This window comes from Zobellella iuensis, assembly GCF_016746085.1.
GTDB lineage: Bacteria > Pseudomonadota > Gammaproteobacteria > Enterobacterales > Aeromonadaceae > Oceanimonas > Oceanimonas iuensis.
Genome location: NZ_JAERTZ010000030.1, coordinates 13537 through 40509 on the forward strand (window position 1 = coordinate 13537; position 26973 = coordinate 40509).

Sequence of the window (26973 nt, forward strand, 5' to 3'; positions counted from 1 at the left end):
TATATAGAATGCGGTTTGAAGAAATTAACGTTTGGTAACCGGCAGGTTCTGGCTGCGCCAGTCCGCCATGCCACCGCGCAGGGCGTACACCTGTTTGAAGCCGGCCTTGGTCAGCATACGGCCGACGCCGCCGGTGGTCATGCCGGTTTCGCACACCAGCACCAGGGGCTTGTCCTTGAATTTGTCGATCAGGTTCAGGTTGTTGGCCTTGAGCTGAGTGTTGGGCACGTTGAGGGCACCGGCAATATGGCCCTTGCGGAATTCCTCGGCGGAACGGACGTCCACCACGGCGGCGTCCTGCTTGTTGATGAGCAGCACCGCTTGCTGGGACGCCACCACCTGCACCTTGCTCAGCTTGGAAGCGACGGTCATGTACACCACCGCCGACGCCAGGCCCAGCCAGGCCATGGTCAGCAAGGGATGATTGGCGGCAAAATCGAGATACTCTTGCATGTTGTTACTTCTTTTGGATCAAAATGCGGAAAAGCCCGAGTATACATGGGGTATCGGCAAATAACAGCAGCGGGCTCCCAATAGCGGCCATCGATAGGTGACGCCTGGGAACCCCATCGGAAATACCCCGGGTCTACGGCTGGTGACTAAATCGGCAATTGTAGTAATATGACAGACAGTTTCAGCTTTCTTCACTTTGACTTTCAAATAACAACATAGGGTTACACTATGAACTCGACCAAAAAGCCCCTGGTACTGATCATCCTCGACGGCTGGGGTTACAGCGAAAAGACCGAGCACAACGCCATATACAGCGCCCGCACCCCGGTGCTCGACAACCTGATGAACACCCGCCCCTCGAGCCTTATTTCTACCTCCGGCCACGACGTCGGCCTGCCCGACGGCCAGATGGGCAACTCCGAAGTGGGCCACGTCAACATCGGCGCCGGCCGCATCGTCTATCAGGATCTGACCCGCATCGACAAGGCCATCGTCGACGGTGACTTCTTCACCAACCCGGCGCTGACCCAGGCGGTGGACGCGGCCAAAGACAAAGGGCGGGCGGTGCATATCATGGGCCTGCTGTCACCAGGCGGCGTGCACAGTCACGAAGATCAGATCGCCGCCATGATCAAGCTGGCCGCCGAGCGCGGCGCCGATGAAATTTACTTACACGCCTTCCTCGACGGCCGCGATGTGGCTCCCCGCTCCGCCCAGGGCTCCCTCAAGCGCTTCGACGCCCTCTTCGCCGAACTGGGCAAAGGCCGGCTGGCCTCCGTCGTCGGGCGTTATTTCGCCATGGACAGGGACAACCGCTGGGATCGGGTGCAGAGCGCCTACGACCTGCTGACCCAGGGCAAGGCCGAGTTCCGTGCCGCCTCCGGCGTGGATGCCCTGCAAGCCGCCTATGCCCGGGAAGAGAACGACGAATTCGTCAAGGCCACCGCCGTGGGCGAGCCGGTTGCCATGCAGGACGGCGACGCCGTCATCTTCATGAACTTCCGCGCCGACCGCGCCCGTGAAATCACCCGCGCCTTCGTGGATGAGGACTTCACCGGCTTCGAGCGCGACGCCCGCCCGGCCTTGAGCGACTTTGTTATGCTCACCGAGTACGCCGCCGACATCCACACCAGCTGCGCCTACCCGCCCGAACAACTGGTCAACACCCTGGGCGAATGGCTGGCTAAGCACGACAAGACCCAGCTGCGCATTTCCGAAACCGAGAAGTACGCCCACGTCACCTTCTTCTTCAACGGCGGCATCGAAGACTGCTTCCCGGGCGAGAAGCGCGAGCTTATCCCGAGCCCCAAGGTCGCCACCTACGATCTGCAGCCGGAGATGAACTCCGAGCAGCTCACCGACAAGCTGGTCGAGGCCATCACAAGCCGGGAGTTCGATGTCATCATCTGTAACTACCCCAACGGCGACATGGTCGGCCACACCGGGGTGTTCGAGGCGGCGGTCAAGGCCTGCGAAGCGGTGGACAGCTCCATCGGCCGGGTGGTGGCCGCACTGGAAGCCGTGGGCGGCGAAGCGCTGATCACCGCCGACCACGGCAACGCCGAGCAGATGATCAACCCCGAGACCGGCGAGATCCACACCGCCCACACCAACCTGCCGGTGCCGCTGATCTACGTGGGTCGCGACGCCACCCCGGTGGAGGGCGGCAAGCTGTCGGATCTGGCGCCGACCATGCTGAGCCTGATGGGCATGCAAATCCCCGAGCAAATGACTGGCAAGCCTCTGATGGTTCTGAAATAATCAGGGCCCTATGGGCAGGCAAAGACTGATTACTTCATTATTGCTTAGCACCGGCCTGATGGCCGGTGCTTTTGCTTGGGCGGACGACGGCGCCGAACTCAAGAAGGTGCAGGGGCAGATCGCCGGTCAACGGCAGGATGTCCAGCAGCAGCAAAAGCAGGTAAAGGAACTGCAACAGCAGCTCGCCAAGGATGAAAAGGCTATCTCCGCCCTGGCGCGGGAGCTGAACCAGACCCGCAACCGGCTGACGGAACTCGAAGTCAACCTGGCCCGACTGGATCGGGAACACGGGGAACTCAACCAACAGTCCGAACGCCAGCAACGATTGCTGGCGGAACAGCTCAGGGCCGCCTACCAGAATGGCCGCCACGATTACCTGAAATTACTGCTGAACGGCCAGGACAGCACCGACATCGATCGGCTGCTGCACTATTATGCCCACCTCAATCAGGCCCGGGCCGCCGCCCTGAAAGAGCTGGCCCAAACCCGGGAGCAACTGGCCGACAACCGTCGCCAGGCGGAGCAGAGCCGCCAGCAGCTCAACCAGTTGCTGGCCCGTCAGCAGGGCGAGCAGCAGAAGCTCAATGATCAGCAGGCCAAGCGCAGTGACACCCTGAAAAAACTCAACGCCAGCCTGGAGCAGGGCAACCAACGCCTGACCAGCCTGCAACAGTCCGCCAACCAGCTGGAGCGGCAGATCAAGGCCGCCCAGGAAAGGGCGGCCCGCGAGCAGGCCGCCCGGGAAAAGGCGGAACGGGAGCGGCTGGAGCGGGAACGCCTGGCCCGGGAGCGGGCCGAACGGGAACAGGCGGCGGGGCGGGAACGCCTGGCCCAGGAGCGGGCCGAGCGGGAACAGGCGCCGAGGCGGCAAAGCGCCCCTTCGGGCGGCGGCTCGGGCCGCACGCCTGTGGTGGCGCCCGCCACCGGCAGCTTCGGTGGCCTGGCCAAGGGCTCCCTGCCCTGGCCGCTCAACGGCCAGCTGATTCATCGCTTCGGCGCCCGCCGTACCGGCGAGCTGAGCTGGAAAGGCCTGTTGATCGGCGGCCGACCGGGGCAGGAAGTCAAGGCGGTGGCCAATGGCCAGGTGGTGTACGCCGACTGGCTCAACGGCTTCGGCATGGTGATGGTGATCGACCACGGCAAGGGCTACCTGAGCCTCTACGGCCATAACCAGTCCCTGCTCAAGGGGCCCGGCGACAAGGTCAGCGCCGGCCAGGCCGTCGCGCTGAGTGGCGAAAGCGGCGGCCAAAGCCAGCCCGGGCTCTATTTCGAAATCCGCTACCAGGGCCAGGCCATCGATCCCCAGCCCTGGCTAGCGCGTCGCTGATTCCAGCTCGTCGATAAGCCAAAGCGCCTCGCTGCGGCTCCCCCCGCAGACATCCTCGGCGGCCTTGAAGCGATCGCACACCGGCGGCCGCTCCGGCTGGCCGAACAGACCGCAGCGCATGTCCGCCAGCAGATGAATACAGGCTTCGCCGGCGGCCTTGCCCTCCGGCATGCCCGGTATGGGCCCACTGATACTGGGGGCGATACAGCAGGCACCGCAACCGCTTCGACATTCCATGAACTGACCTCTCGACAGGATTGCCCAGTATAACGATTGCACCGGCGCGCTTCATGTTAAACTGATGCCTTTATGGCAAAGGATCCCATTATGCGCCTGACCGTATCTTGCCTCTCCCAGCTTCCCGAACAACACCGAGCCCACACCGCCTTGATCTTGCAGGCGACACCGCTGCCCGACCAGGCCCTGTTCTACCTCGCCACCTTCAACGACAGGGCGGTAGCCCTGGCCTGGCGTCAGCATGAACGGCTCGGCTTTATCGCGGTGCGCGACCTGACCCGCCGCCGGGGTATCGGCAGCGAATTGCTGCGCCAGGTAAGACAGGAGGCGAAGGCGGCGGGCCTGACCCGGCTCGAGTGCGATCCGGCGCAGGCGCCGGAAGCAGAGCGAGAGGGCCTCACCGCCTTTTTGCAGGGCCAGGGCTTCCGGCCCCGGGAAGGAGTGCTAAGCTGTTGCCTGTATGAATAAAGGCTGAAAAAGACCAAAGAATAACAGCTTCTTGTTTGCGCAGCCCCAGGCCAACAACAGAAGGAAAGGGTAATGAAGATGAGAACCGAACGGGACTCCATGGGCGATATCCAGGTGCCCGCCGATGCCCTCTACGGCGCCCAGACCCAGCGCGCCATCAACAACTTCCCCATCTCCGGCCAGCATCTGCCCGGCCCCTTTATCCGCGCCCTGGCCAAGATCAAGGCGGCCTGCGCCCATGCCAACGGTGAACTCCGACGGCTGGAGCAGGACAAGGCCGACGCCATCATCAAGGCCGCCGAAGAGGTCATCGCCGGCCGCCATGCCGACGCCTTTCCGATCGACGTCTACCAGACCGGCTCCGGCACCAGCACCAACATGAACCTGAACGAGGTGCTGGCCCACCTGGCCGCCGCCAGCCTGGGCCGGGAAGTGGCCGCCAACGACGACGTCAACATGGGGCAGAGCTCCAATGACGTCATCCCCTCCGCCATCCACGTCAGTGCCGCCCTCGGTCTCAGCCGCGAGCTGCTGCCCGCCCTGCACCGGCTGGAGCAGGCCATCCTCACCAAAGCCGAGCAACTGCAGGATCAGGTGAAAACCGGCCGCACCCACCTGATGGACGCCATGCCCCTGCGCTTCGACCAGGAGCTGGGCGGTTGGGCCACCCAGGTGCGCCACGGCCGGGAACGGCTGGAAGGGCTGCAAAGCCGGTTGCAGCAACTGGCCCTGGGCGGCACCGCCATCGGCACCGGCATCAACGCCGACCCGCGTCAGGCCGAGCTGGCCTGCGACTACCTCAACCGCCACACCAGCCTCGACTTCTGTCCGGCGGACGACTATTTCTACAGCCTGAGCAGCCAGGACACGGCGGTGGAGCTCTCAGGCCAGCTCAAGACCCTGGCGGTGGCGCTGATGAAGATCGCCAACGATCTGCGCTGGATGAACTCGGGCCCGCTCACCGGCCTGGCCGAGATCCAGTTGCCGGCGCTGCAGCCCGGCTCTTCCATCATGCCCGGCAAGGTCAACCCGGTGATCCCCGAGGCGGTGGCCATGGTCTCCGCCCAGGTGATCGGGCTGGATACCGCCATCACGGTGGCGGGCCAGTCGGGCAACTTCCAGCTCAACGTCATGCTGCCGCTGGTGGCCAACAACCTGCTCACCATGATCCGGCTGCAGGCCAACAGCTGCCCGCTGCTGGCCGACACCATCGCCGGCTTTACCGTCAACCAGGAGCATATCGACCAGAGCCTGGCCAAGAACCCCATACTGGTGACCGCCCTCAACCCGGTGATCGGCTACGCCAGGGCCGCCGAGATCGCGAAACAAGCCTATGCGGAACGCAGGCCCATACTGGAAGTGGCCCTGGAGCACAGCGGCCTGTCGGAAGAAGAGCTGCGCCAGTTGCTGGACCCGGCGATCCTGACCAGGGGCAGCCGGCAGGACTGAGCGCCCAAACGACCAGGGCCCGGCATCCGGGCTTGGTCACATCCTGCCAGCGGGTGGGCCGTGCCGCTCGGCCCCGGCCCTGCGGTAGCCGCTCACCCCCGCCCAACGCTCATGCCGAGCCAGGGCGGGCGGAACTCGGGTGAAGGCGGGTCCTGGCGCGCACAGCCGGAAAGCCCGTATGGCGGGCTTTTCTATGACTGGCTATTGGCCCTGGATCACCGGCAGTGTGCTCGAGCCGCCCCACTCCGCCCATGAACCGTCATAGACGGCAATTTCCTCGTGGCCGGCAATATGGGCCGCCAGCGCCACTATGGCGGCGGTGACGCCTGAGCCGCAACTGCAGATAAGCCGTTGATCCTGTGCCAGCAGGCCGGCCAGTTTCTGCTCCAGCACCGGCTTGGGCTGCATATGGCCTTGTGCCAGCAGCTCTCCGAATGGCAGGCAAAGGGCGCCCGGCATATGGCCCGGCCGCACGCCAGGGCGGGGATCCGGTGCTTCACCACTGAAGCGCTCGCGGCTGCGGGCGTCCAGCACCCGATAGCCCTCATCCCGCAATGCGGCTTCGACCTGGCCGGCGTCCGCAATCCAGACACTCTGCCGGCGGGCGACGAAGTGCCCGCCGGCAACCGGAGCCGGTTCGCCCTGCTCCAGGGGCAGCCCTGCCTCCAGCCAGGCGGGCAGGCCGCCATCCAGCACCGCCACCTGCTCATGCCCCATGGCCCTGAACATCCACCAGGCCCGGGGCGCGGAGAAGATGCCGCTGCTGTCATAAACGACGATACTGTGGTGGTTATCTATACCCAGCTCCGCTGCCGAGCGGGAGAACAGGACTTCGTCGGGCAGCATATGCGGCAGGGGACTGTGGGGATCCTTGATGCGATGATCGAAATCAAAGAAACGGGCACCGGGAATACGCTGACGGTGCCATTCCCGCTCGCCATCACGGTGGGCGGCGGGCATATGCCAGCTGGCGTCCAGCACCACCAGATCGGGATGGGTGAGATGTGCCGCCAGCCAGTCGAGGTCTACCAGCGCCGATGGCAATTCCAGTCTGTTCATGATGACTCCTTTTATTAGACCATTTTATCCTAAGCGGCGATCTGTTCTGACGCCACGGTTTTTAAACCAGGGGAAGACCTTGCGATTTCCACTCTTCACCCTGTAAGAGATCTCTCAATGTAGGGCTGGAGAAAACGTTTTTATATAGGGAATTTTACGGTAAAACACGTATTTTTCATTTTATTATCAATGTGATATATGTTTTTGCATGAATGAGTTGAACTTTTCTGCGAGTCTGGTGCCTTGAGGGATTCTCAAACTTCTCTATAGTTAGAAGGGCAAGGAGCAAGGAAGTCTGTCAGGAAGACGGGCTGCCAGGAAAGGCGAAAGGAACACCGCAGGATGCGGTAAGGGACACCTCCCAGGACGGAGACAGTCGAGCGGCTCAGGATGAACCGCGGTCAGGATGACCAGGACACACCGACGGATCGGGAAGAGGAACACCTTAAGGATAAGGTAATGTCAAGGATTGCAGGGAGCAACTTGGTTTAAGGATTAACCATACGACAACCCAAAAGGGGGTGACATGATGTCACCCCCTTTTTCTATCTGCGATCTCCCGAGGAAAGCGATGAGCGAGTGGATCCCGGTATATCAGGCGGCCAACAGCCTGGAGGCCCATACCCTGAAGGGCGCACTGGAAGTGGCCGGCATCGAGGTCTGTCTGCAGGGCGAGGCTCTCTCTGGTGCCTTGGGGGAACTGCCGATGAACGCGGTGGAAGTGACCCTGCTTATCCACCCCCGGGATCTGGAGCTAAGCCGCCTTATACTGGAAAAATATCGGCGGGGGAGCCCTGGCTCCTGGCGGTGCCGGCGCTGCGGAGAGAGCAACGCCGCCAGTTTCGAGATCTGCTGGCAGTGCGGACACGAGTCCGACACCGAAGAATAACGCCCGTTAGCGCGCCTGCTCCATCAGCTCCTTCAAGCGGGCACGATGGCGATGCATGGCAAAAGAACCGAATACCAGCACCTCCAGGTAGTCTTTCAGGGTGGGGCCGAGCAGTTGGGCCGCCTGCTTGAGCATCAGCATCTGCAGCAGGTGCATGAACAGTACCACGCCGCCCAGGATCATCGGCATGGAGCCGACCTCCTCGATCTCGGGCCCGGTCAGCGCATAGATAATGCCAGCCCAGAACACCAGCATGACCAGCCGCATCAGTATATTCAACACCTTCATTCCACATGCTCCCGTTGATAAAGTTGATAACAGACCTGACCGGCCTGCTTGTCTTTCAGCAACCGCCAGTTGGCGGGCAATGGCGGGGAAGCGGGTCCTTGCTCCCGCTCGATATAGATTTTGGCTGCATCGCTCAGCCAGCCGGCCTGCTCCAGCCATCTGCAGGCAGCCGGTAGCAGCTCCCGGTGAAACGGCGGATCCAGAAACACCAGATCGAAGGGGGTTGCAGGCGTTTGCAGATAATCGAGGGCATCGGCATTGACCACTTCCCCCCGGGCTCCGGGCAGGCTGGCCAGATTACGCCGCAACTGCTGCGCCACTTTAGCGTCTTGTTCCACCAGCACGACTTCGGCGGCGCCGCGCGACAGGGCCTCGAAACCCAGGCTGCCGCTGCCGGCGAACAGATCGAGACAGCGACAACCGCGGATGTCGAACATCAGCCAGTTGAACAGCGTTTCCTTTACCCGGTCTGAGGTAGGTCTGAGTCCTTCACTGTTGAGCACCGGCAGCTTGCGGCCCCGCCACTGACCACCGATCAGGCGAATCTGCCCCGGGCCCGAGGCGGTGGCACCACCCGTTTTTGCTTTTGCCATCTCGTTTCGCCGTCTTTCAATAAAATGCTAGTATAAGGCGGTTTTGCACCCCTAAGGGGCGGGTATTCTAATGAAGGGGCCGGGCAACGGCCAGAACTAATCTCCTCCCCGATACAAGCGAGTAAGAGCAGGATGGCGAAAAAAGGTTTTTTCTCTTGGCTGGGCTTTGGCAAGAACAAAGAAGAGCAGCGGGACACAGCAGAAGAACAACAGGCGACGGAGCAGTCGGCCATTGCGCCGGAGGCCGAAGCCGGCGTGGCGGAGGTAGAAGGAGCTCTGGCCGAACGGGAGGCGGAAGAACAGGCCCGTCTGGCGGCGGAAGCCGAAGCCGCAGAGCAGGCCCGGTTGGCAGCGGAAGCCGAAGCCGCGGAGCAGGCCCGGCAGGCGGCGGAAGCCGAAGCCGCGGAGCAGGCCCGGCAGGCGGCGGAAGCCGAAGCCGCGGAGCAGGCCCGGTTGGCGGCGGAAGCCGAAGCCGCGGAGCAGGCCCGGTTGGCGGCGGCAGCCGAGGCCGCGGAGCAGGCCCGGTTGGCGGCGGAAGCCGAAGCGGCGGAGCAGGCCCGCCTGGCGGCGGCAGCCGAAGCGGCGGAGCAGGCCCGTCTGGCGGCGGCAGCCGAAGCGGCGGAGCAGGCCCGCCTGGCGGCGGCAGCCGAAGCGGCGGAGCAGGCCCGCCTGGCGGCGGCAGCCGAAGCGGCGGAGCAGGCCCGTCTGGCGGCGGCAGCCGAAGCGGCGGAGCAGGCCCGCCTGGCGGCGGAAGCCGCCGTGCGGGCAGAGGAAGAAGCTCGACAAGCCGTAGAAGAAGAGGCCCGTCTGGCGGCCGAAGAGGAAGCGGCAGAGCAAGCCCGGTTGGCCGAGGAAGCCGCCCGGGCCGAGGCGGAAGCGGCCAAGGCGCCCAAGCCGGGCTTCTTTGCCCGCCTCAGGCAGGGCCTGCTCAAGACCCGGCAGAACCTGGGGTCCGGTTTCTTCGGTCTGTTCCGCGGCAAGAAGATCGACGACGAGCTGTTCGAGGAGCTGGAAACCCAGCTGCTCACCGCCGATCTGGGGGTGGAAACCACCATGTCGATCATCGACAACCTGACCCGTCAGGCCAGCCGTCGCCAGTTGAAGGACGGCGAAGCGCTGTACGAGCTGCTGAAGGAGGAAATGGGCGAGATCCTGGCCAAGGTGGACAAGCCCCTGGTGATCGACGGCGAACACCAGCCCTATGTGATCCTGATGGTGGGCGTCAACGGCGTGGGCAAGACCACCACCATCGGCAAGCTGGCGCGCCAGTTCCAGGCCGAAGGCAAATCGGTGATGCTGGCCGCCGGCGATACCTTCCGTGCCGCGGCGGTGGAGCAGCTGCAGGTGTGGGGCGAGCGCAACCGGATACCGGTGATCGCGCAGCACACCGGCGCCGACGCCGCCTCGGTGATCTTCGATGCGGTGCAGGCGGCCAAGGCGCGCAAGATAGACGTGCTGATTGCCGACACCGCCGGGCGCCTGCAGAACAAGGCGCACCTGATGGAGGAGCTGAAGAAAATCGTGCGGGTGATGCAGAAGGTGGATGCCGCCGCGCCGCACGAGATCATGCTGACCCTGGACGCGGGCACCGGCCAGAACGCCCTGAGCCAGGCCAAGATCTTCAACGAGGCCGTGCCCATCACCGGTATTACCCTGAGCAAGCTGGACGGTACCGCCAAGGGCGGGGTGATCTTTGCGGTGGCCGACAAGTTTGGTATTCCTATCCGCTACATCGGGGTGGGCGAGAAAATCGACGACTTGCGCCCCTTCAACTCAAAAGACTTTATCGACGCTCTCTTTAGCCGGGAAGAATAAATGATCCGCTTCGAGCAGGTTAGCAAGGTATACAGCGGCGGCTTTCAGGCCCTGCAGAGGGTCAGCTTTCACCTCCAGAAAGGAGAAATGGCGTACCTGACCGGCCATTCCGGCGCCGGCAAGAGTACCCTGCTCAAGCTGATCAGCGTGATGGAGCGACCTACCGACGGCCAGGTCTTTTTCAATGGCCAGGACGTCAGCCGCATCCGCCGGGGCGATATTCCCTATGTGCGCCGGCGTATCGGCATGATTTTTCAGGATCATCACCTGATCAATGCCCGCACCGTGTTCGACAACGTGGCGCTGCCGCTGGTGATCGAGGGCTACAGCCACCAGGATATCCGCCGGCGGGTATCGGCGGCGCTCGACAAGGTCGGCCTGCACGGCAAGGATCGCTATTTTCCACCGATGCTTTCCGGCGGCGAGCAGCAGCGGGTCGGCATCGCCCGGGCCATCGTCAACAAGCCGTCGTTGCTGCTGGCGGACGAACCCACCGGTAACCTGGATCCGGAGCTGTCGATGGAGATACTGCGCCTGTTCGAGGCCTTCAACCGGGTGGGGGTGAGCGTGCTGATCGCCACCCACGACACCGGCCTTATCAATTCCCTGCGTTACCGCACCCTGACCCTGAACGCCGGTCGTATGCAGGCGGAGGAGCCCGCATGAGCAAGCAAGGACACAAACTGGCCTGGCCCCAGCGGCTGGCCATGTACTGGGTGGATCACCTGCGCCAGCTGTTCGCCAGTCTGGGGGAGTTGTGGCGTACCCCCCTGAGTTCGCTGATGACCATAGCGGTACTGGGGGTCAGCCTGGCGTTGCCGGCCAGTTTTTATGTGCTGCTGAAAAATGCCGAGTCGGTGAGCCAGTTCTGGCAGAGCCAGGCCCAGATCAGCCTCTACCTGCAGCAGGGGGTCAACGCGGCCCAGATCACCGACTTGCAACAACGCCTGGGGGGAATGGAAGAGATCGACAAGATCACCTACATCAGCCCCGAGCAGGGCCTGTCTGATTTCAGCGGCGCCGCCGGCTTTGCCGAGGCGCTGTCGCTGCTGGAGGACAATCCCCTGCCCGCGGTGTTTATCCTCAATCTGTCGGAAAGCGGCCGGGTGCCGGAAGCGGCCGAGCTGTTGCTGGCCGATATACACGCCGAGCCGGCGGTCGCTACGGCCCGGCTGGACATGGCCTGGCTGGCCCGCTTGTCGGGCATAGTGGACCTGCTGCGCCAGGCGGTGGTGGGCATGGCGGTGTTGCTGCTGGCCGGGGTGCTGCTGGTGGTGAGCAATACCCTGCGGCTCAATATTCTCAACTGCCGTTACGAAATTGAAGTGATGAAGCTGGTGGGGGCGACCGAGGGATTCATCCAGCGGCCGTTTTTATATGTCGGCCTGTGGTACGGCATTATCGGCGGCCTGCTGGCCTGGTGGCTGACCCTGGTGATGGTGTTCTGGCTCAGCCACAAGGTCAATGCCCTGGCCGCCCTGTACCAGAGCGACTTCCACCTGCTGGGGCTGGGCTTGCGGGAAAGCCTGTGGCTGATCCTGACCGGCACCCTGCTCAGCCTGCTGGCTTCCGGCTTTTCGGTGCGACGCCATATCAGGGCGATAGAGCCGGGCTGAACCTTTACCGCTGTTTGTGGTCTGAAATGGGCAGCGAAAGGCGATCCGGCTTGACATTTAGTATAAGATAAATACATTTTCCGCAGCCCGTTGCCTACGGAACCAGACAACCCAGGTCATTGCAGGGTGCGAACCGCAGCCGTTTGATACGGAGTCATGTAATGAACACGAGTTTGATGACGACAGATTTTCAGCGCCATTTTTCCCTGGTCCCCCAGGGCAGCCTGGAGGCCTATATCCAGGCGGTGAATACCATTCCCGTGCTCAGCGCGGAAGAAGAAAAATCATTGGCCGAACGGCTGCAGAATGACGGCGATCTCGGTGCCGCCCGTAGCTTGATCATGTCCCATCTGCGCTTTGTGGTGCACATCGCCAAGAGCTATTCCGGCTATGGCCTGCCCCAGGCGGATTTGATCCAGGAAGGCAATATCGGCCTGATGAAGGCGGTCAAGCGCTTCGACCCCACGGTGGGCGTGCGCCTGGTGTCCTTCGCGGTACACTGGATCAAGGCCGAGATCCACGAATATGTGCTGCGTAACTGGCGGGTGGTCAAGGTGGCCACCACCAAGGCCCAGCGCAAGCTGTTCTTCAACCTGCGCAAGTCCAAGAAGCGGCTGGGCTGGTTCAACCAGCAGGAAGTAGAAACCGTCGCCCAGGACCTGGGGGTGTCGCCCACCGAGGTGCTGGAGATGGAGTCGCGCATGAGCGCCCAGGATCAGGCCTTCGACCTGGCCTCCGATGACGACGACAAGGACACCAGTTTCTCGCCGGTGCATTATCTGGAAGACAAGAGCTCGGATGTGGCCCACCAGGTGGAAGAGGCGAACTGGGAAGAGAGCGCCAACCGTCGTTTACGCGCCGCCCTGTCCGCCCTCGATGAGCGCAGCCAGCGTATCATCCAGGCCCGCTGGCTGGACGAAGACGACAAGACCACGCTGCAGAGCCTGGCCGACGAGTACGGGGTCTCCGCCGAGCGCATTCGCCAGCTGGAGAAAACCGCATTGAAAAAACTCAAGGCCGCCATGGATGCCTGAGCGATAACAAATCAGTGGAAAAGGCCCCGATGGGGCCTTTTTTCCGTGAGCATATCAACCATTGGAAAGCAGGATAGCCCCCATGAAAATTCTGAAGCATCTGTTCGACAACAACCGGGAATGGGCCGAACAAATCAAGGCCGAAGACCCGACGTTCTTCGAGAAGCTGTCACTGCAGCAGGCCCCCGAATACCTGTGGATCGGCTGCTCCGACAGCCGGGTACCCGCCAACCAGCTCACCGGGCTGCTGCCCGGCGATGTGTTCGTGCACCGCAACGTGGCCAACCTGGTGGTGCATACGGACTTCAACTGCCTGTCGGTGGTACAATACGCCGTCGAAGCGCTCAAGGTGAAACACATCATCGTCTGCGGCCACTACGGCTGCGGCGGCGTCCTGGCCGCCATGCAGAACAAGGAGCTGGGGCTGATCGACAACTGGCTGCGCAATATCAAGGACATCTACTACAAACACCAGGAAGCGCTGGAAGCGATAGAAGACCAGCAGGTGCGGGAAGACTACATGTGCGAGCTGAACGTGGTGGAGCAGGTGGCCAACCTGTGCCACACCACCATAGTGCAGAACGCCTGGAAACGCGGCCAGCCGCTGTCGGTGCACGGCTGGGTGTACGGCATCAAGGACGGCAAGCTGCACGATCTGGACGTGTGCGTGACCGGGGTGGAGCAGCTCCCCGACGTCTACCGCATCTTCCGCCAGCGGATCCTGGGTAAATAGCGACTATCTGAATTATTTAGGAAAACTCCATGAGACGTGAATTGGCCATTGAATTTTCCCGGGTGACCGAAGCGGCCGCCCTGGCGGGCTACAAGTGGTTGGGCCGGGGCGACAAAAACATCGCCGATGCGGCGGCCGTGGCGGCCATGCGTCATGTGCTGAACGAAATCGAGATCAGCGGCGAGGTGGTGATCGGCGAGGGCGAGATCGACGAGGCGCCCATGCTCTATATCGGTGAGAAGGTCGGTCTGGGCGGTGACGAGGTGGATATCGCGGTGGATCCCATCGAAGGCACCCGCATGACCGCCATGGGCCAGTCCAACGCCCTGGCGGTGATGGCGGTGGGTGAGAAGGGCGCCTTCCTGCGTGCCCCCGATATGTACATGGAAAAGCTGATCGTCGGCGCCGGCGCCAAAGGCGCCATCGATCTGACCAAGTCCCTGGAGCAGAACATCAAGGCGGTGGCCAAGGCACTGAACAAGCCCCTGTCCCGCGTCACCGTGATCACCCTGGCCAAGCCGCGCCACGACAAGGCGATCAAGACCATGCAGGCCCTGGGTGTGCGGGTATTCGCCATTCCCGACGGCGACGTGGCCGCATCCATCCTGGCCTGTATCCCGGAAAGTGAAGTGGACATGCTCTACGGGGTGGGTGGCGCCCCTGAGGGGGTGATTTCCGCCGCCGTGATACGCTCCCTGGACGGCGACATGCAGGCCCGGCTGGTGCCGCGCTATGAGGTGAAGGGCCCGGACGAGGAAAACCTGGAACTGGGCCGGCAGGAGATCGAGCGCTGCAAGCAGATGGGCATCGAGGTCGGCAAGATATTGAAGCTGGAAGACATGGCCCGCACCGACAACGTCATCTTCGCCGCCACCGGCATTACCAAGGGTGATCTGCTGGAAGGCATCAGCAGCGACGGCCACTATGCCCACACCGAAACCCTGGTGATCCGCGGCAAGTCGCGCACCATCCGCCGCATCCGTTCGACCCATATCCTGTCGCGCAAGGACCGGGCACTGCAGGATATTATCCTGTAACGTCCGAAAAATCGGCTAAAGGGATGCGAATGCATCCCTTTTTTATTTGACTCCTTCCCTTGCCGGCGGCAACGCTACCGCCAGTCGGCATAGGGCGTGACGGGCTCTACCGGCAGCGGCAGGCTGCCCTGCCAGGGGGTGAAACTGTAGCGCAGATAGAGGAAGGCCTGGCCCGGCGCGTAGTTGCGGCTGTGCTGCCAGTTGATGCCGCCGCCCAGTATCCAGTGATCGCTCAGCCGGCGCTCTGCCCGCCCCTGCAGCCGCATTCCCAGGCCACTGCTGCGGGATGCGCTATTGAACTGATCCGCCTGCGGATCGGGGCTGGCGCCGGCCTGCAGTATCCGCGCGGCGGTGTCGTCCAGGTAGAGCGCATCCCCACCATCGGACTTGGCGTAAGACCAGCTCAGGGAGCCTTCCAGCGCCACCGACCAGTCATCGCCACGCCGGGCATAACCGAGCGGCAGGCCGAATGACAGATACTGCTGGGGGCTGTAGTAGCCGCCCTGCCCCAGGGTGTCTTCGCTCAAGTCCTTGCCATAATGCCAATACATCAGCGAGGCGCCGGCCCTCAGCCGCTCGTCCGCCTTGTCGACCAGGCGGTAATAATAGCCGCCCATGGCGCTCAGCCGATAATTGGCGTCCAGGTTCTGACCGCGCAGGCTGTGGGCTCCCAGGCTGGACCAGATGCCGTCGGCCTCGCCCTTATCCCGGCTGAGCCCCAGCGTCACGCCGTTGGCGGTCACCCCCCCCCAGGCGGTGCCGGTCACGGGATCCACCGCCCCCGCATAGGAAACGAGCGAATTGCTCATGGGCCGGCGCGACAGGGTCCAGCGGTATCCCCAGTCGCGCCAGTCGCCCTGGTAATTCACCCCGCCCAGCCCGCTGGCGAGCTCGAAGCCAAAGGGGGTATGGCCTATGTCCCAGGACCAGCGCTCCCCTTCCCATCCCACCGCCAGACCGGCGCCGGTCGTGTCGAGTCCGTCGAACCGGCAGCCGGCCAGGCTGTAATTGCAGCTGCCGAACTTATCGCGCGCCTCCGGCCGGCCAGGCTCCAGCTGGACCCGTTCCGCCTGCATCAGCCAGCGGCCCGCGCCCCGGGGAACCTCGATACGCAACATGCTGGTCTGCAGGCGAAGATCGGACACCCCGGAGGGATTGTTGTCGGTGCGCCAGCCCAGGTTATGCTGCAGCTGGACGGTCGGGGACTGCTGCAGGTACAACCGCGCCACGTCCGCCCGCAGGCTGGATTCGAGCCAACCGTCCTGGTCCTGGGGCCGGCTGGCCCGGGTCAAGGCCCGATCGTCACGGGAGTTGGCCTGCGCCGGTGCCAGCAGCCCGGCGGCGGCCAGGCCGCGCGCATACATAGCGAGGGCCTGCTGCGGCTCCCGGCTCGCCCGAAAGCGGGCCGCGTCCCGATACAGCAGGGGATCGTCCGGCTCGGTGGCAAGCAGTTGCGCAAACACCTGCTCCGCCCGCTCCCCCTCCCCGGTCGCCGCCAGCAGGTTGGCGTGGCGGCGGCGGGCGTTAAGGCCGGCATCGGCCGGCCATTCCAGTCGCGCCAGCAGCGCGCGGGCCGCGTCGCTCTGGCCCTGCGCCAAGTGGGTTTCGGCCTGCCCCAGGGCCGCCTCCACGCTGCCGGGTGCCAGTTGCTGCGCTTCCCGATAGTGCCACATGGCGTCCGGGTAGCGCCGGTCCTGGTAAGCCCAGCCGGCCAGCATGAGCCGCGCTTCCGGCCCCGGCTGCGCCAGCAGCAACGCCTCGGCCGCCTCGCCGTCGCCGGCATCGCGCAAGGCCTGGGCCCGGGTGCGGCGCTGCCGGCCTTCCAGCCGCGCGGCCAGATCCACCATGGCCTGATCCCACTCCGCCCCGGGAATCGCCCGCAGCGTCGCCAGCGCCTCCGGATCCCGCTCCTGCGCGGAGAGGTAGAGGCCATGCGCATAGCGCACTTCCGGCCCGCCACCCGACCAGGCCAGCAGCCGGACAAACTGGTCGTCGGCGCTGTTCAGCCGGCCCTGCTCCACCAGCAAATTCGCCAGGCGATAGGTCAGCCAGGGGTCGGACGGCGCCCATGCCACCGCCTGTTGCAGCAAGGCGGTGGCGGCGTTCCGGTCATCACCGGCCAGCGCGGCCGCTATCTGCCGTTCCAGCCAGTCCAGCTGCACGCGATGGCGCAGCGCGGAAAAATCCAGGCGCCGTGCCGGCGGCAAGGCATCGAGCACCGCCATCGCCTGCTCGGGCGCCCGCTCCCGGTAAAAATCGACCAGGGCATAGAGCAGCCGGTCATGGTTGGGCCGCTCCCGTTGCGCCTGCTGCAGCCATCGCTCCGCCGCCCGGTCGTCGCCCTCGGCCAGGGCGAGCTCGGCCAGGCCGAGCAGGCCCTCGACATCCCCGGGCCTGAGCCCACGGGCCCGCCGGTAGGCCTGCCGGGCCACCTCGTACTGGCCCGCGGCCAGCGCCGCTTCCCCCCGCTGCAGCCAGATCAGGCTGTGGCTGTAGTTGTGCAGCTCCTGCCATTTGCTGATCAGGTAGCCATTCTGCTCCAGCCGCATTGCCTCGGCCAGGGCGCTGGCGGCGGCCTGATAGTGGCCTTGCTGGATCAGCACCTGTCCCAGGGCGCCGTGCAGGCCGGCCTCTTCGGGATAACGACGCAGGGCCTGGCGCAACGGCGCCTCGGCCTGGGCATGGCGCCCGGCCTCCACCAGCGACCTTCCCCGCTGGCCCGCCTGCCAGGCCGGATCGGCCAGCAGGCGTTGCTGTTGCTGCAGCCGCTCGCTGGCCGAAGACGCCAGGGGAGCATCGGGATAACGCCGCAGGAAGCGCTCCCACCCCTGCACGCTCTCCTGGCCGACCGGCAACTCGTGCAGGTAACCGAACTCGGTTTCCGCCGCACTGTCGCGGGCACCCGGATCCATCGCCAACTTCCCCAACAGGGCCAGGGCCTCATCGGGCCTCGCTTCGGCAAACAGCAGTCTAACCAACAACTTACGCAGCTCTATATTGCCCGGATAACGCCGCTCCAGGGCCTGCAACTCGGCCACGGCAGCGGACCGCTGGCCGGCCACGGCGCTCCATAGCCCCCAATACTCCAGCGCCAGCGCAAAATCGGGCGGCTCGTCCCCGAACAAGGCCTGATACTGTGCCACGGCCTTGTCCGTCTGGCCGCTCGCCGCCAGCAGGCGCGCCTGCTGCAACTGGAGCCGGCCGTCCCGGTCGTGCAGCGTCAGGAGCACCTCGCCCCGGCGCAGCAGGCGGTCATCCGCTCCCCGCCGGCGCAGCTCGTGCAGCAGTTGCTCGGCTTCCTGCCGGTTTCCGGCCTGCAGCAGCATCGACAGCCGGGTCAGCACCACGTCGGGATGGTCGGGGGCAATCAGCTCGAGCCGCCCGAGGGCGTCACGCACTATGTCGTCCCGGTAGATCGCCTGGCCGGTGCGCAGCCGCTCAAGCAGCCACTCCCGCTGCTGTTCCGGTGAAACGGGCTGCGCCACCGCCAGGGTGTTGAGCAGTACCAGACAAGCGGGGAATAGGGCTATTGTTCGCATAGGCTGTCCCATGCCGGCTGCAGCCGGCCCTCCTGGTCGAAACGGTAACGCCCCTGGTACCAGCCCAGGCCGAACAGCAGCAACGACTGGTTATAGTAGGCATCGGCTTCCGGTGGCTGGGTGCGCAGCCGCTCGAGTTGGCGCTGCAACACCGCGTCGAAACGCCGGTCGCGGCTGAGCATCGGCAACAGGGCGGCGGAAAAACCCGCCGGGCCGGTACCGCTGGCGCTGCCGCTCAGCCGGTCCACCCGCTCGGGCGGCCACCCGTCGGCGGCGGTATGCTCCAGCATGGGCGTGAAATGCGCCAGCAACTCGCTCGCGCCGCGGGTGCGCTCATCCAGCATGCCCAGCCACAGATAAACCCGGATGGCATCATAGCTGCCGCCGGCCAGCTCGGCTGCCTCCGCCACTCCTGCTCCGGGCTGCCACCGCAGCCAGTCCGGCGCCAGCCCCCGGGGAGCCCCCTCCAGCAGCAGCCGGCGGCTGGTCTCTGCCAGCTCCGCCCATATCCGGGACTGGGCGGCGAAGCGTTGCAGCAACTGCGGGGGGAGATAGCTGGGGTTGAGCCGCCAGCCCTCCGCCGACTCGAAGCCTAGGGTACCGGGCAGCAATGCCAGGCCCAGGCCGGGCAGCATGCGCAGGCTCTGGGCGGCCGAACGCCACAACAGCTCGGTGCCCAACCGGCTGTATTCCGGCTCCTGCCAGAGGCGACCGGCTTCCAGCAGGTTGTAGGCAATCCACAGATCGGAGTCGCTGGCATTGTTGTCATCCAGCACCCGCCACCGCCCCTCTTCGTCGCGTCCCCACAGCCAGGCCGGTAATTGCCGGCTCAAATTGCCGCCGGCCAGGTTATCTATGGTCCAGTCGAGCAGCCGCCGGAAGCTGTGCCGGTCATCGGCCACCAGGGCGAAGAACATGGCATAGCTCTGCCCTTCGGAGGTGGTGATGGCCCGTGGTGAGGAATGGTCGATGATGCGGCCGTCTTCGGTCATCATGGCCGCCTTGTACCGCTCCCAGGCCGGCCAGACGCATTGCGGCTCCTGTGCGGAAACCGGCATCGCCAGCAGCATCAGCAGGAACAGCGCCGCTTTCATGACTTACGCCTCATGCCGACGGCGGTGCGCCGCCCAGCGCAGGGCTCGCCACAGCAGGAAGGCGGCCAGCAGGGTGCACAGCACCGTCAAACCGGCCAGCAGCACCGGGTGACTGGACAGCAGGAACCAGATCTTCAGCCACCAGGGCAGATAGCCCACATAGTACTGGCTTCCCACCAGCTGGCTCTCCACCCCGCTCGCGCGGACCAGCGCCACCGAGCCCGATACCGCCGCCAAGCGGCGGCTGTCGCCCAGGGTGGCGCGCAACAACCGGAAATCCGCTTCGTCGTTGGCCAGCAGGGCCACTATGCTGCGCTGCGCCGCATAGGGGGATTGCATACCGACGATGGCCGCCAGGGGCCCCCGGGCGCGGACTTCCACCCTGGCTTCGGGCGGAAACGCCCCCTGCTCCAGGCGTCGCCTCGCCTGGTGCCTTGCCTGCGGGGTCGACACCGCCCCCTGCAACAGCCAGGCACCGGGCTTTTGCAGCACGTCGGCCAGCTCGACGTCATACCCCTGCGACTCCGGCAGGGTCCCGAATACCAGCAGATCCGCGTCGGCCTCCCGCGCCTCGTTCCAGTCGTCACTGAGCCTGAGCGCCAGGGCCGGATAGCCGGTTTCGGCGGCGATCCCGGCCAGGGTCTCCAGCAGGGTAGCGAGCCGGGTCGCGGTCGTTGTTGCCGGTATCAGCACCAGGGTCTCCGACAGATCCGCCATCCGGCTGAACGGAAAGCCGCTGCGGGCAAAGGCCGCCAGATCCGGCATGGCGATAAAATGATGGTAGCCGGACAGATCGATGGTCGAGCCTTCGTCGATCAGCGCCCGGGTATCGACCGCCAGCACCGTCTGGCAGCGATCCGGCTGGGCGCCGCCGAAGGTGCTGGCAAAGCTGAAGTCGTAGCGGAGTCGGTTCTTCGCGCCCATGTTCTGCGCCGGCACCAGCAGCTTGTTGCTGGCATTGGCCGTCTCCCGGGCGGTGACCGCCAGACCCAGTGCCGCCAGCCGGCCGTGGTGGCTGCCCGATAGCGGCAGGCTGGTGATAAATTGCTCATTGAGGCTGATGCTCAGGCGTGAGTCGTCGTCCACCGAGGGCGGGGTGTAACGATATTGGGTCTCCAGCGGTATCCCCTGGTTGCGCCAGACGAACAGATCCGGCGGCAAGTTGAGCTCCAGGGTGATCGGCCCCGGCTGCGGGCCATGGACCTGCAACTGCTCTGGATAGGAAATCAGCTCGGCAAAGCTCACCGGCCGATCGGTGGCTATCCAGTTCGGCGCGTCATAGGGCCGGCGGGGCTGCAACGGCTGGGCCTCGAGCACCCTCACCCGGTCGCCGCGCAGCAGCTTGCCGCCCAGGGCAAGGGCCCTGGCCGCCACGGCCAGATCCTCATCGTGGCGGCCCAGTACCAGCATCACCTTGCGGAAGGGATCGGCCGGATGGTCGATCAGTGCCACTTCCGGCGCCGCCACCGGCAGGAAGCGATCCAGTGCCGTCACCGCGGCGGGTCGCCGGTCGTTGGTCGCGAACACCACCGAGGGGGTCGTCCCGGGCTCAGAGCCGGCGACCGGCAGCTCATCGAACCACACCGGAAACTCGGTGCCCCGCCAGCCCGCCAGGCTGCCGAAGTAGGAGGCCAGGATCCCGGCGGCCCGCTGCTCACCCAGGCTGGGATCGGCGGCAAACACCATGTTGACCCTGGTCTTGTCGCCATCCCACTTGTCGAAGAAGGGCCGCGGGAAGAACGCCAGATCGTTGCTCAGTACCAAGGCCTGCTCACGCAGGCTGATGCGGCTGTCCTGCGCCAGGTTCAACCACAGGGCACTGTGGCCAGGATCTTCACAGAGGTCCTGATAATGGCCGACAAACTCTATCCGTACCCGGTTGAAATCACTGATCAGCCGGGGGTCCAGCGTCATCTGGTGACGGTTTCTGGTTCCCAGCTGCTCGCGTTCAATCGCCACCGTGCCCATCAGCACCTCGTTCAGGTAAACGCGCAGGTGTGACAGGTTCGGCAACAAGGCGGGCGACGGGGTATAGTCGAGCGTCAGTTCGGCCTCGCTGGCGATGCGATCCCGGCGCAGGGTGAACTCTATCTGCCGGTTGTTCTGGAGACCGAACAGCAGCTGGTCTTTCTGCTGATCCAGCTGCCCGAAGGTGCGCGATACCGTCCAGCTGGGTACCGGCTCAGGGGCCGGCGGTGCGGCGCCGGCGGGAGTGTCACTGGCATTCAGGCGGCCCATGGCCAGCAGGCCGAGGAGCAGGATCGAAAAGTGACGATATCGGCTCATGAGTGGCTTCCCCTTGATGAAGTGGATGATGACGGCACGGGCCAGCGCGGCAGGTAGCTCCCCAGCCAGGTGCACAGCCGCAGCGGCGGGCTGAGCAGCAGGTGCAGCCAGGGCGGCATGAACTGGTAGAGACGGCAGTAGCCCTGGCCACCGACCCGGATCATCGCCATAAAGCTCTGCAGCGGGCGTTCCGGCCCCCTGTCGTCCAGCCAGTTGAGCCAGGCATCGGCCCGGGCGAAGGTACACTGGACGAAATCGATCTTCTGCTGCCGGCTCAGGCTTCCCAGGCTGATCCCGGCCACCCCTCCCCGCTCCCGGCTCACCACGCCGGGAAACTGGAATTCCTGCTCGCCCCGGTACAGCAGCAGCGACACCGCCGAACCCACCGGCAACAGCAGGGAGGGGGGCAGCTCCACGGCCACGCCCCCGTCGGAGTAGTCGAGCAGCACCCCGGGATAAAGGTGGCCACTGGCCAGCTTGATCCCGGCGGGCAGCCTGATCTGCACCCTGTGGCTTTGCCTCACCTGCTTGACCTCGGCGGCGATGGCCATGGCCGCGCCGATGATCAGCAGGTTATACAGCACCCAGAGCGAGGCGAGCAGCACCGTTCCCTGTTCGTTCTGGGGCCCGCTATAGAATCGCCAGACGGCGAACCCCAGGCCGAGCAGGTTGAGCGCCGCCAGTACCAGGTAAGGCCGGGCAATCATCCAGTCGAACTGGTTGTGTGCCATCAGGCCGCCCTTGGCGGTGACGTTGAACTTGCCTTTCGATGGGTTGAACAGGGCCACCGTGGTCGGCCGGGCGATGTACCAGGCCAGCACCGTCTCGTAGACTTCGCCCCAGAAGGTCCGGCGATACTGGCCCTGCATCCGGGCGCTGGTCAGGCTGGAATGGATCATGTGCGGCAACACGTAGAGCACTATCATCCACGCCGGGGCGTAGATGATGTAGGAATGCAACAGCAGGAACGCCAGGGGGGCGAGCAGAAACACCAGGCGCGGCAGGCCCGCCAAAAAATGCAACATGGCATTGGCATAACACAGTCGCTGGAACAGGCCCAGGCCCCGCCCCAGCAGCGGGTTGTCGATCCGGAAGATCTGGGCCATGCCGCGGGCCCAGCGGATACGCTGACCCACATGGGCAGAGAGGCTCTCGGTCGCCAGACCCGCCGCCTGCGGAATGCGGATATAGGCCGAATTCCAGCCCCGGCGATGCATGCGCAGGGCGGTATGGGCATCCTCGGTCACGGTTTCCACCGCCACCCCGCCGACCTCTTCCAGGGCGGTACGGCGCAGCACGGCGCAGGAGCCACAGAAAAAGGTGGCGTTCCACATGTCATTGCCGTCCTGTACCAGACCGTAAAACAGCTCCCCCTCGTTGGGCGCCCGCCGGAACAGCCCCAGGTTGCGCTCGAAGGGGTCCGGCGACAGAAAATGATGGGGCGTCTGCACCAGCGCCAACCGGGGATCACGCAAAAACCAGCCCACCGTCAGCTGGAGAAAGGAGCGTACCGGCACGTGATCACAGTCGAATATCGCCACCAGTTCGCCGTCGGTACAACCCAGGGCATGGTTGAGGTTACCCGCCTTGGCATGGCGGTTGTCGGGCCGGGTGATGTAGCCCACACCGACCTCGGCGGCGAAACGGCGGAATTCCTCGCGCCGGCCGTCATCCAGGATGTGGATGCGCAGCTTGTCCCCGGGCCAGTCGAGCCCCAGCGCGGCGTATACTGTGGTACGCACCACCGCCAGCGGCTCGTTATAGGTCGGGATCATCACGTCGACCCTGGGCCAGCGGCGACTATCGCCGGGCAGCGGCGCCGGCTTGCGCCGCAACGGCCAGCAGGTCTGCACATAGCCGAGCACCAGCAGCAGCCAGGAAAAGGTTTCCGCCGCCAGCAGGATCAGACCCAGCGTCAGATCCAGGGCGCTGTTCCAGTTCAGGGTCGAGCTGTAGCGCCACCACAGGTAACGACAGGAGATCAGCGTCGACAGCACTATCATCAGCAGGGTCGGAAAACGGCCGGGCAGGTGCCGCACCAGCATGGCCATCCCCCACAGCAGCAACACGAAAAGCAACTGGCCGGCATAGCTGAACGGCTGGGTCACGCAGAGCCCGGCCAGCAGCACGGCGAGCACACCCATAACGCCGTAAAGCCAGGGCAGCACCCAGGGGGGCAGCCCGTGCCACCAGTGCCGGCCCCCTCGCCGCAACGGATGGCCGGCGGCTGGCGTGGGGAGAGCGGCCATACGCAGGCGTACGGCCGTTGCCAGGCGTCCGTAGAGCGCCGTCAGCCGGCGCCAGCCGGTGCGGAACAACCAGTGGCGCCGAGCCGGCCACGGCGCCACCAGCAACAGCCAGGCCCCCTGGATCAGATAGCGCAGGGGATCGCCCGGCCGGGGCCGCTGCCGGTTCAGGTGAGGAAACCACACCTCCAGTTGCTCCCTCACCAGGCGCCAGCCCGGTTGCTCCAGGCGCAGAAACAGCCAGGCCAAGGCATGGCAACCGGCCAGCAACAGGGCGGTGGCGGGCGCGGCGCCCCGTTGCCGTCGCAAATCGCCATAAGGGAAATAACGGGCTAGCATGCCGCCTCCCGGCTCAGGCACCAGGTAGCCAAGCTGATGGCGTCTTCCGTCACCAGACTCTGGGGCGCGTAGCCGATGACGCTTTGCTTACAGGCCAGGGCTTCCCCCATGGCCTCATCCCGGTGTACCACCACGGGCACCACCCGCTCGCCATGATGCTGTCGCCAGACCAGCAACAGATCCTGCTGCAAACGGCTGGCGGAGTCGTAGCCATTCACCAGCAAGAAGCCTTCTTCCCCTTGCCGCTGCAGCAGAACATGGCAGGCCATATCGGGAGCCAGCACCCGGATCCGGACATCGCCCCGGATGCTGCCGACATGCCCGGGCAGACGCTGGGGCAAGTCGAACAGCACCCAGTCGAACTGGCCGGCCAGCTGTGCCAATCGCTTGTTCCACTCCCGCGGGCTGGCCAGCAACCGTTGCTCCACCCTCAGTTGCTCGGCCTCGTCCAGCCTGCCATAGGGCAGCAGGCATAAACCCGGCGCCAACTGCCAGGCCTGCCGGTGCCAGTCCTGCCCATCCAGCATGGCTCGGGCCCAGCCTTCGGCCTCGCGGGCGGCCAGATTGAAATGCAGGCCCAGCACGTTTTCGGGGCACAGCTCCACCAGCAGCACCCGCTGGTCCAGGCGATTGAGCGCATGCCCCATGGCCGCCAGCAAGGAGGTGGTGCCCACCCCACCCCGTATTCCGCACAGGCTCAGCGAAATCAAGATACCCTCCCCAGCATCCCGGGCTCCTCGGAATCCGGCTGCTCCAGTTCAGCCAGCAGGGGCCAGCGGCGCAACGCCTGCTGCCACTGCCGCTCCCGGGCGGTGTCGACATAGGCCAGCTCCTGCAGTTCGAGGCCGAGCAGGGTGGTATCATCCACATCTCGAGCCCGCGCGCGGCTGCGCTGGGTTACTTGAAACGGGCCGGATAGGGTAGCCATATTCCGTTCTCCTTCAGGCGGACATAAGGGATGCCGTCATAGTCGAGGACTACGGTACCGGCGTTCTCCGCCACCCAGGGCGTCACGGGCAGGTCGGCGAGCAATACGGGCAAAGTGGCGTCGGCGTTCGCGTCATGCAGCCGGGCAATAAAGGCCGACAGGGCCAGATAGCTGCTGGGCTCGCTCACCCGCTGCGGTGCAGGGCCACGTTCGACGCCCATGCCGAACAGCCTGATGCCAACGGGAACATGGGTAATGGAGGGGCTGGGAATTTCACGCATACCGGCTATCTGCATCCGGTCGCCGTGCAGGCTGGCGCCGTGTTCGGGCACCACCACCACCACCACCCGCCGTTGGCTGTGTTCCAGCTGCTCGAAGAAGACCGTCAAGTCATCGATGAGCCGGTTCGCCAGCTCCCGGTAGTCGCCCCGGCGGGTACCGCCATCCGGCAATACGGTGCGGTTGCCATCGTGCAGGGTGGTGGTGTTGTAGAACATGGCCACCCGGGCATCCTCCCGCCCCAGCCGCCGTTGCCACCAGCCGCCGAGCACGTCCCGATCACGCCAGATCGGCGAACTATCGAACCCTATCACCGAGCGTTGCAGCCCCCTGGTATCGAGCGCCGCCAGCGGCAGCTGGCCCTGGGCGCGAATATCCCCGATGAAGTTGTCGAACTGCCCGTTATGATTGAGTACCGCCTCGTTGCTGTAGCCCAGGCTCTGCAGCTGATCCATCAACAGGCACTGGGCGGGGGCGTCTTGGTACAGGCTGTCGTGCGCACCTTGTCCACAGCTGGCACGCAGCAGGCGAATGGCGGCCGGACCGCTGTACGAGGTCGCCGAGTTGAAATGATCGAACACCACGTCCATCTGCTGCAGCAAGCGGTTATCCCTGAGCCCCACGGCCTCGAGATCGTCCCAGGCCATGGAGCAGATATTGATAATCACCAGGTCAAAGGGCGCTACCGGCTCTGACGCCCCCCTGAAATCCACGACCCGTTCGGACTCCCGGCCATAGAAGTCCTGCAAATAGCCATCGAGCATGCTGCTGTCCGGCTCGGCATTCGCCTGCGCCGAGGGCGCGGGCGCGGGCGCTTCCGTTCGCACCTGCGCCACGGCCACGGGTTGCGCCATCTCCAGCACCGGCTGGATCCCCAGCCAGGCCAGTCCCAGCAGGCTGAAGGTGGTCAGTCGCAGCCACTGCCGCAGGTAGATATAGGCCACCACTATCAGCAGGAGCAGGCCGCACAGCTGCCAGTTGATAAAACGCTCCAACAGCTCCAGCAGATAGAGGCCGCTAAAATCGAGTACGCCAGGCTGGTTGAGCAGCCGGGTAAAGGGGGGAAACCAGGTGTCCTGATAGAGCAGGGCCGCCGCGACGGGAATGGCGAGCAGATTGCGCAGTATCCGCAGCGACCGCGGCCCCAGGGGAAACAGCAGCACGGCGGCAAACACCAGGTTGGGGAGCGGTTGCAGATTCAGGTAACCCAGCCAGAACAGTGCCAGCTTGAGCAAGAAATACAGATTCCAGCCGCCGAGGCCGCTCCAGCCGCCTGGCCGGCCCGGTACAGGAGCGGACTCACCGTGACTCATCCTGGCCTCCTTTCACTGCCACGCCGCTGCGTGCCACCCTGACGCCACGCGCCTTCAGGTAGCGGGGAGACAGACGGCCGCGGCACCAGTTCAGGAACCCCTTGCCCCACCACCACAGCACCACAACCAATGCCAGGGTCAACAGGCTGCTGATGGCGGCAACTTGAACTACTTCCTTGTAGATCATGAT

The 26973-nt window shown here is 64.8% G+C and carries 24 protein-coding genes; 11 read left to right on the top strand and 13 right to left on the bottom strand.

The window, feature by feature from the left end:
• Positions 1-24: 24 nt before the first annotated feature.
• On the bottom strand, positions 25-453 hold the full coding sequence (locus JKV55_RS17110) for a rhodanese-like domain-containing protein (RefSeq protein WP_202088086.1): 429 nt from the start codon (positions 451-453) through the stop codon (positions 25-27).
• Between the two features lie 228 nt (positions 454-681).
• Here JKV55_RS17110 and gpmM point away from each other — a divergent pair, with 228 nt between their 5' ends.
• Entirely contained in the window at positions 682-2214 is a 1533-nt protein-coding gene (gpmM, locus tag JKV55_RS17115; protein WP_202088087.1) for a 2,3-bisphosphoglycerate-independent phosphoglycerate mutase, read from the top strand.
• Between the two features lie 58 nt (positions 2215-2272).
• The gene (locus JKV55_RS17120) at positions 2273-3541 is read left to right on the top strand and encodes a peptidoglycan DD-metalloendopeptidase family protein (protein WP_237332967.1); all 1269 of its coding nucleotides are present in this window, start codon (positions 2273-2275) and stop codon (positions 3539-3541) included.
• Here JKV55_RS17120 and JKV55_RS17125 read toward each other — a convergent pair.
• Positions 3527-3778 carry a YkgJ family cysteine cluster protein gene (locus tag JKV55_RS17125; protein ID WP_202088089.1) on the bottom strand — a complete coding sequence of 84 codons (252 nt, stop codon included), beginning with the start codon at positions 3776-3778 and terminating at the stop codon, positions 3527-3529. The genes JKV55_RS17120 and JKV55_RS17125 overlap by 15 nt on opposite strands.
• A 90-nt stretch (positions 3779-3868) precedes the next feature.
• Between JKV55_RS17125 and JKV55_RS17130 the strand changes: the two genes are divergently transcribed.
• Positions 3869-4246, top strand: a complete 378-nt coding sequence (locus tag JKV55_RS17130; protein ID WP_202088090.1) for an acetyl-CoA sensor PanZ family protein — start codon at positions 3869-3871, stop codon at positions 4244-4246.
• 72 nt (positions 4247-4318) lie between these two features.
• Positions 4319-5695 (top strand): class II fumarate hydratase, encoded by a 1377-nt coding sequence (locus JKV55_RS17135; RefSeq protein WP_202088091.1) that lies wholly within the window; start codon positions 4319-4321, stop codon positions 5693-5695.
• A 201-nt stretch (positions 5696-5896) separates the two neighbouring features.
• Here JKV55_RS17135 and JKV55_RS17140 read toward each other — a convergent pair whose 3' ends face one another.
• Positions 5897-6754 (bottom strand): sulfurtransferase, encoded by an 858-nt coding sequence (locus tag JKV55_RS17140; RefSeq protein ID WP_202088092.1) that lies wholly within the window; start codon positions 6752-6754, stop codon positions 5897-5899.
• 571 nt (positions 6755-7325) lie between these two features.
• Between JKV55_RS17140 and JKV55_RS17145 the strand changes: the two genes are divergently transcribed.
• A complete protein-coding gene (locus tag JKV55_RS17145; protein WP_202088093.1) occupies positions 7326-7643 on the top strand; it encodes a putative signal transducing protein in 318 nt (105 codons plus the stop codon).
• A 6-nt stretch (positions 7644-7649) separates the two neighbouring features.
• On the opposite strand, the gene JKV55_RS17150 is transcribed toward JKV55_RS17145, so the two are convergent.
• Positions 7650-7931 carry a DUF1145 domain-containing protein gene (locus tag JKV55_RS17150; protein ID WP_202088094.1) on the bottom strand — a complete coding sequence of 94 codons (282 nt, stop codon included), beginning with the start codon at positions 7929-7931 and terminating at the stop codon, positions 7650-7652.
• On the bottom strand, positions 7928-8524 hold the full coding sequence (gene rsmD, locus JKV55_RS17155) for a 16S rRNA (guanine(966)-N(2))-methyltransferase RsmD (protein WP_202088095.1): 597 nt from the start codon (positions 8522-8524) through the stop codon (positions 7928-7930). The genes JKV55_RS17150 and rsmD overlap by 4 nt, the downstream gene beginning before the upstream one ends.
• 132 nt (positions 8525-8656) lie before the next feature.
• On the opposite strand from rsmD, the gene ftsY reads away from it, so the two are divergent.
• From ftsY to glpX, 6 genes are all read left to right on the top strand, one after another.
• A complete protein-coding gene (gene ftsY / locus JKV55_RS17160) occupies positions 8657-10339 on the top strand; it encodes a signal recognition particle-docking protein FtsY (protein WP_202088096.1) in 1683 nt (560 codons plus the stop codon).
• Positions 10340-11005, top strand: coding sequence for a cell division ATP-binding protein FtsE (ftsE, locus tag JKV55_RS17165; RefSeq protein ID WP_202088097.1), 666 nt, complete (start codon positions 10340-10342; stop codon positions 11003-11005).
• Positions 11002-11955: a permease-like cell division protein FtsX gene (ftsX, locus tag JKV55_RS17170; protein ID WP_202088098.1), complete on the top strand. Its 954-nt coding sequence runs from the start codon at positions 11002-11004 to the stop codon at positions 11953-11955. Before ftsE ends, ftsX begins: the two co-directional genes overlap by 4 nt.
• 176 nt (positions 11956-12131) lie before the next feature.
• Positions 12132-12989 carry an RNA polymerase sigma factor RpoH gene (rpoH, locus tag JKV55_RS17175; protein WP_202088155.1) on the top strand — a complete coding sequence of 286 codons (858 nt, stop codon included), beginning with the start codon at positions 12132-12134 and terminating at the stop codon, positions 12987-12989.
• 82 nt (positions 12990-13071) lie between these two features.
• Entirely contained in the window at positions 13072-13722 is a 651-nt protein-coding gene (gene can / locus JKV55_RS17180; RefSeq protein ID WP_202088099.1) for a carbonate dehydratase, read from the top strand.
• 29 nt (positions 13723-13751) lie between these two features.
• Positions 13752-14759: a class II fructose-bisphosphatase gene (glpX, locus tag JKV55_RS17185; protein WP_202088100.1), complete on the top strand. Its 1008-nt coding sequence runs from the start codon at positions 13752-13754 to the stop codon at positions 14757-14759.
• Between the two features lie 74 nt (positions 14760-14833).
• On the opposite strand, the gene bcsC is transcribed toward glpX, so the two are convergent.
• The 8 genes from bcsC to bcsF are packed head-to-tail and all read right to left on the bottom strand — an operon-like array spanning position 14834 to position 26970.
• Positions 14834-18298: a cellulose synthase complex outer membrane protein BcsC gene (gene bcsC, locus JKV55_RS17190; RefSeq protein WP_202088101.1), complete on the bottom strand. Its 3465-nt coding sequence runs from the start codon at positions 18296-18298 to the stop codon at positions 14834-14836.
• Positions 18286-19392 carry a cellulose synthase complex periplasmic endoglucanase BcsZ gene (gene bcsZ, locus JKV55_RS17195; protein WP_237332968.1) on the bottom strand — a complete coding sequence of 369 codons (1107 nt, stop codon included), beginning with the start codon at positions 19390-19392 and terminating at the stop codon, positions 18286-18288. Before bcsZ ends, bcsC begins: the two co-directional genes overlap by 13 nt.
• 3 nt (positions 19393-19395) lie before the next feature.
• The gene (gene bcsB, locus JKV55_RS17200) at positions 19396-21678 is read right to left on the bottom strand and encodes a cellulose biosynthesis cyclic di-GMP-binding regulatory protein BcsB (RefSeq protein ID WP_237332969.1); all 2283 of its coding nucleotides are present in this window, start codon (positions 21676-21678) and stop codon (positions 19396-19398) included.
• Entirely contained in the window at positions 21675-24263 is a 2589-nt protein-coding gene (gene bcsA / locus JKV55_RS17205) for a UDP-forming cellulose synthase catalytic subunit (protein WP_202088102.1), read from the bottom strand. The genes bcsB and bcsA overlap by 4 nt, the downstream gene beginning before the upstream one ends.
• The gene (bcsQ, locus tag JKV55_RS17210) at positions 24257-24973 is read right to left on the bottom strand and encodes a cellulose biosynthesis protein BcsQ (protein WP_202088103.1); all 717 of its coding nucleotides are present in this window, start codon (positions 24971-24973) and stop codon (positions 24257-24259) included. Before bcsQ ends, bcsA begins: the two co-directional genes overlap by 7 nt.
• Positions 24970-25191, bottom strand: a complete 222-nt coding sequence (bcsR, locus tag JKV55_RS17215; protein WP_202088104.1) for a BcsR/BcsP family cellulose biosynthesis protein — start codon at positions 25189-25191, stop codon at positions 24970-24972. Before bcsR ends, bcsQ begins: the two co-directional genes overlap by 4 nt.
• On the bottom strand, positions 25161-26783 hold the full coding sequence (bcsG, locus tag JKV55_RS17220; RefSeq protein ID WP_237332970.1) for a cellulose biosynthesis protein BcsG: 1623 nt from the start codon (positions 26781-26783) through the stop codon (positions 25161-25163). Before bcsG ends, bcsR begins: the two co-directional genes overlap by 31 nt.
• The gene (bcsF, locus tag JKV55_RS17225; protein ID WP_202088105.1) at positions 26770-26970 is read right to left on the bottom strand and encodes a cellulose biosynthesis protein BcsF; all 201 of its coding nucleotides are present in this window, start codon (positions 26968-26970) and stop codon (positions 26770-26772) included. Before bcsF ends, bcsG begins: the two co-directional genes overlap by 14 nt.
• Positions 26971-26973 lie beyond the last annotated feature (3 nt).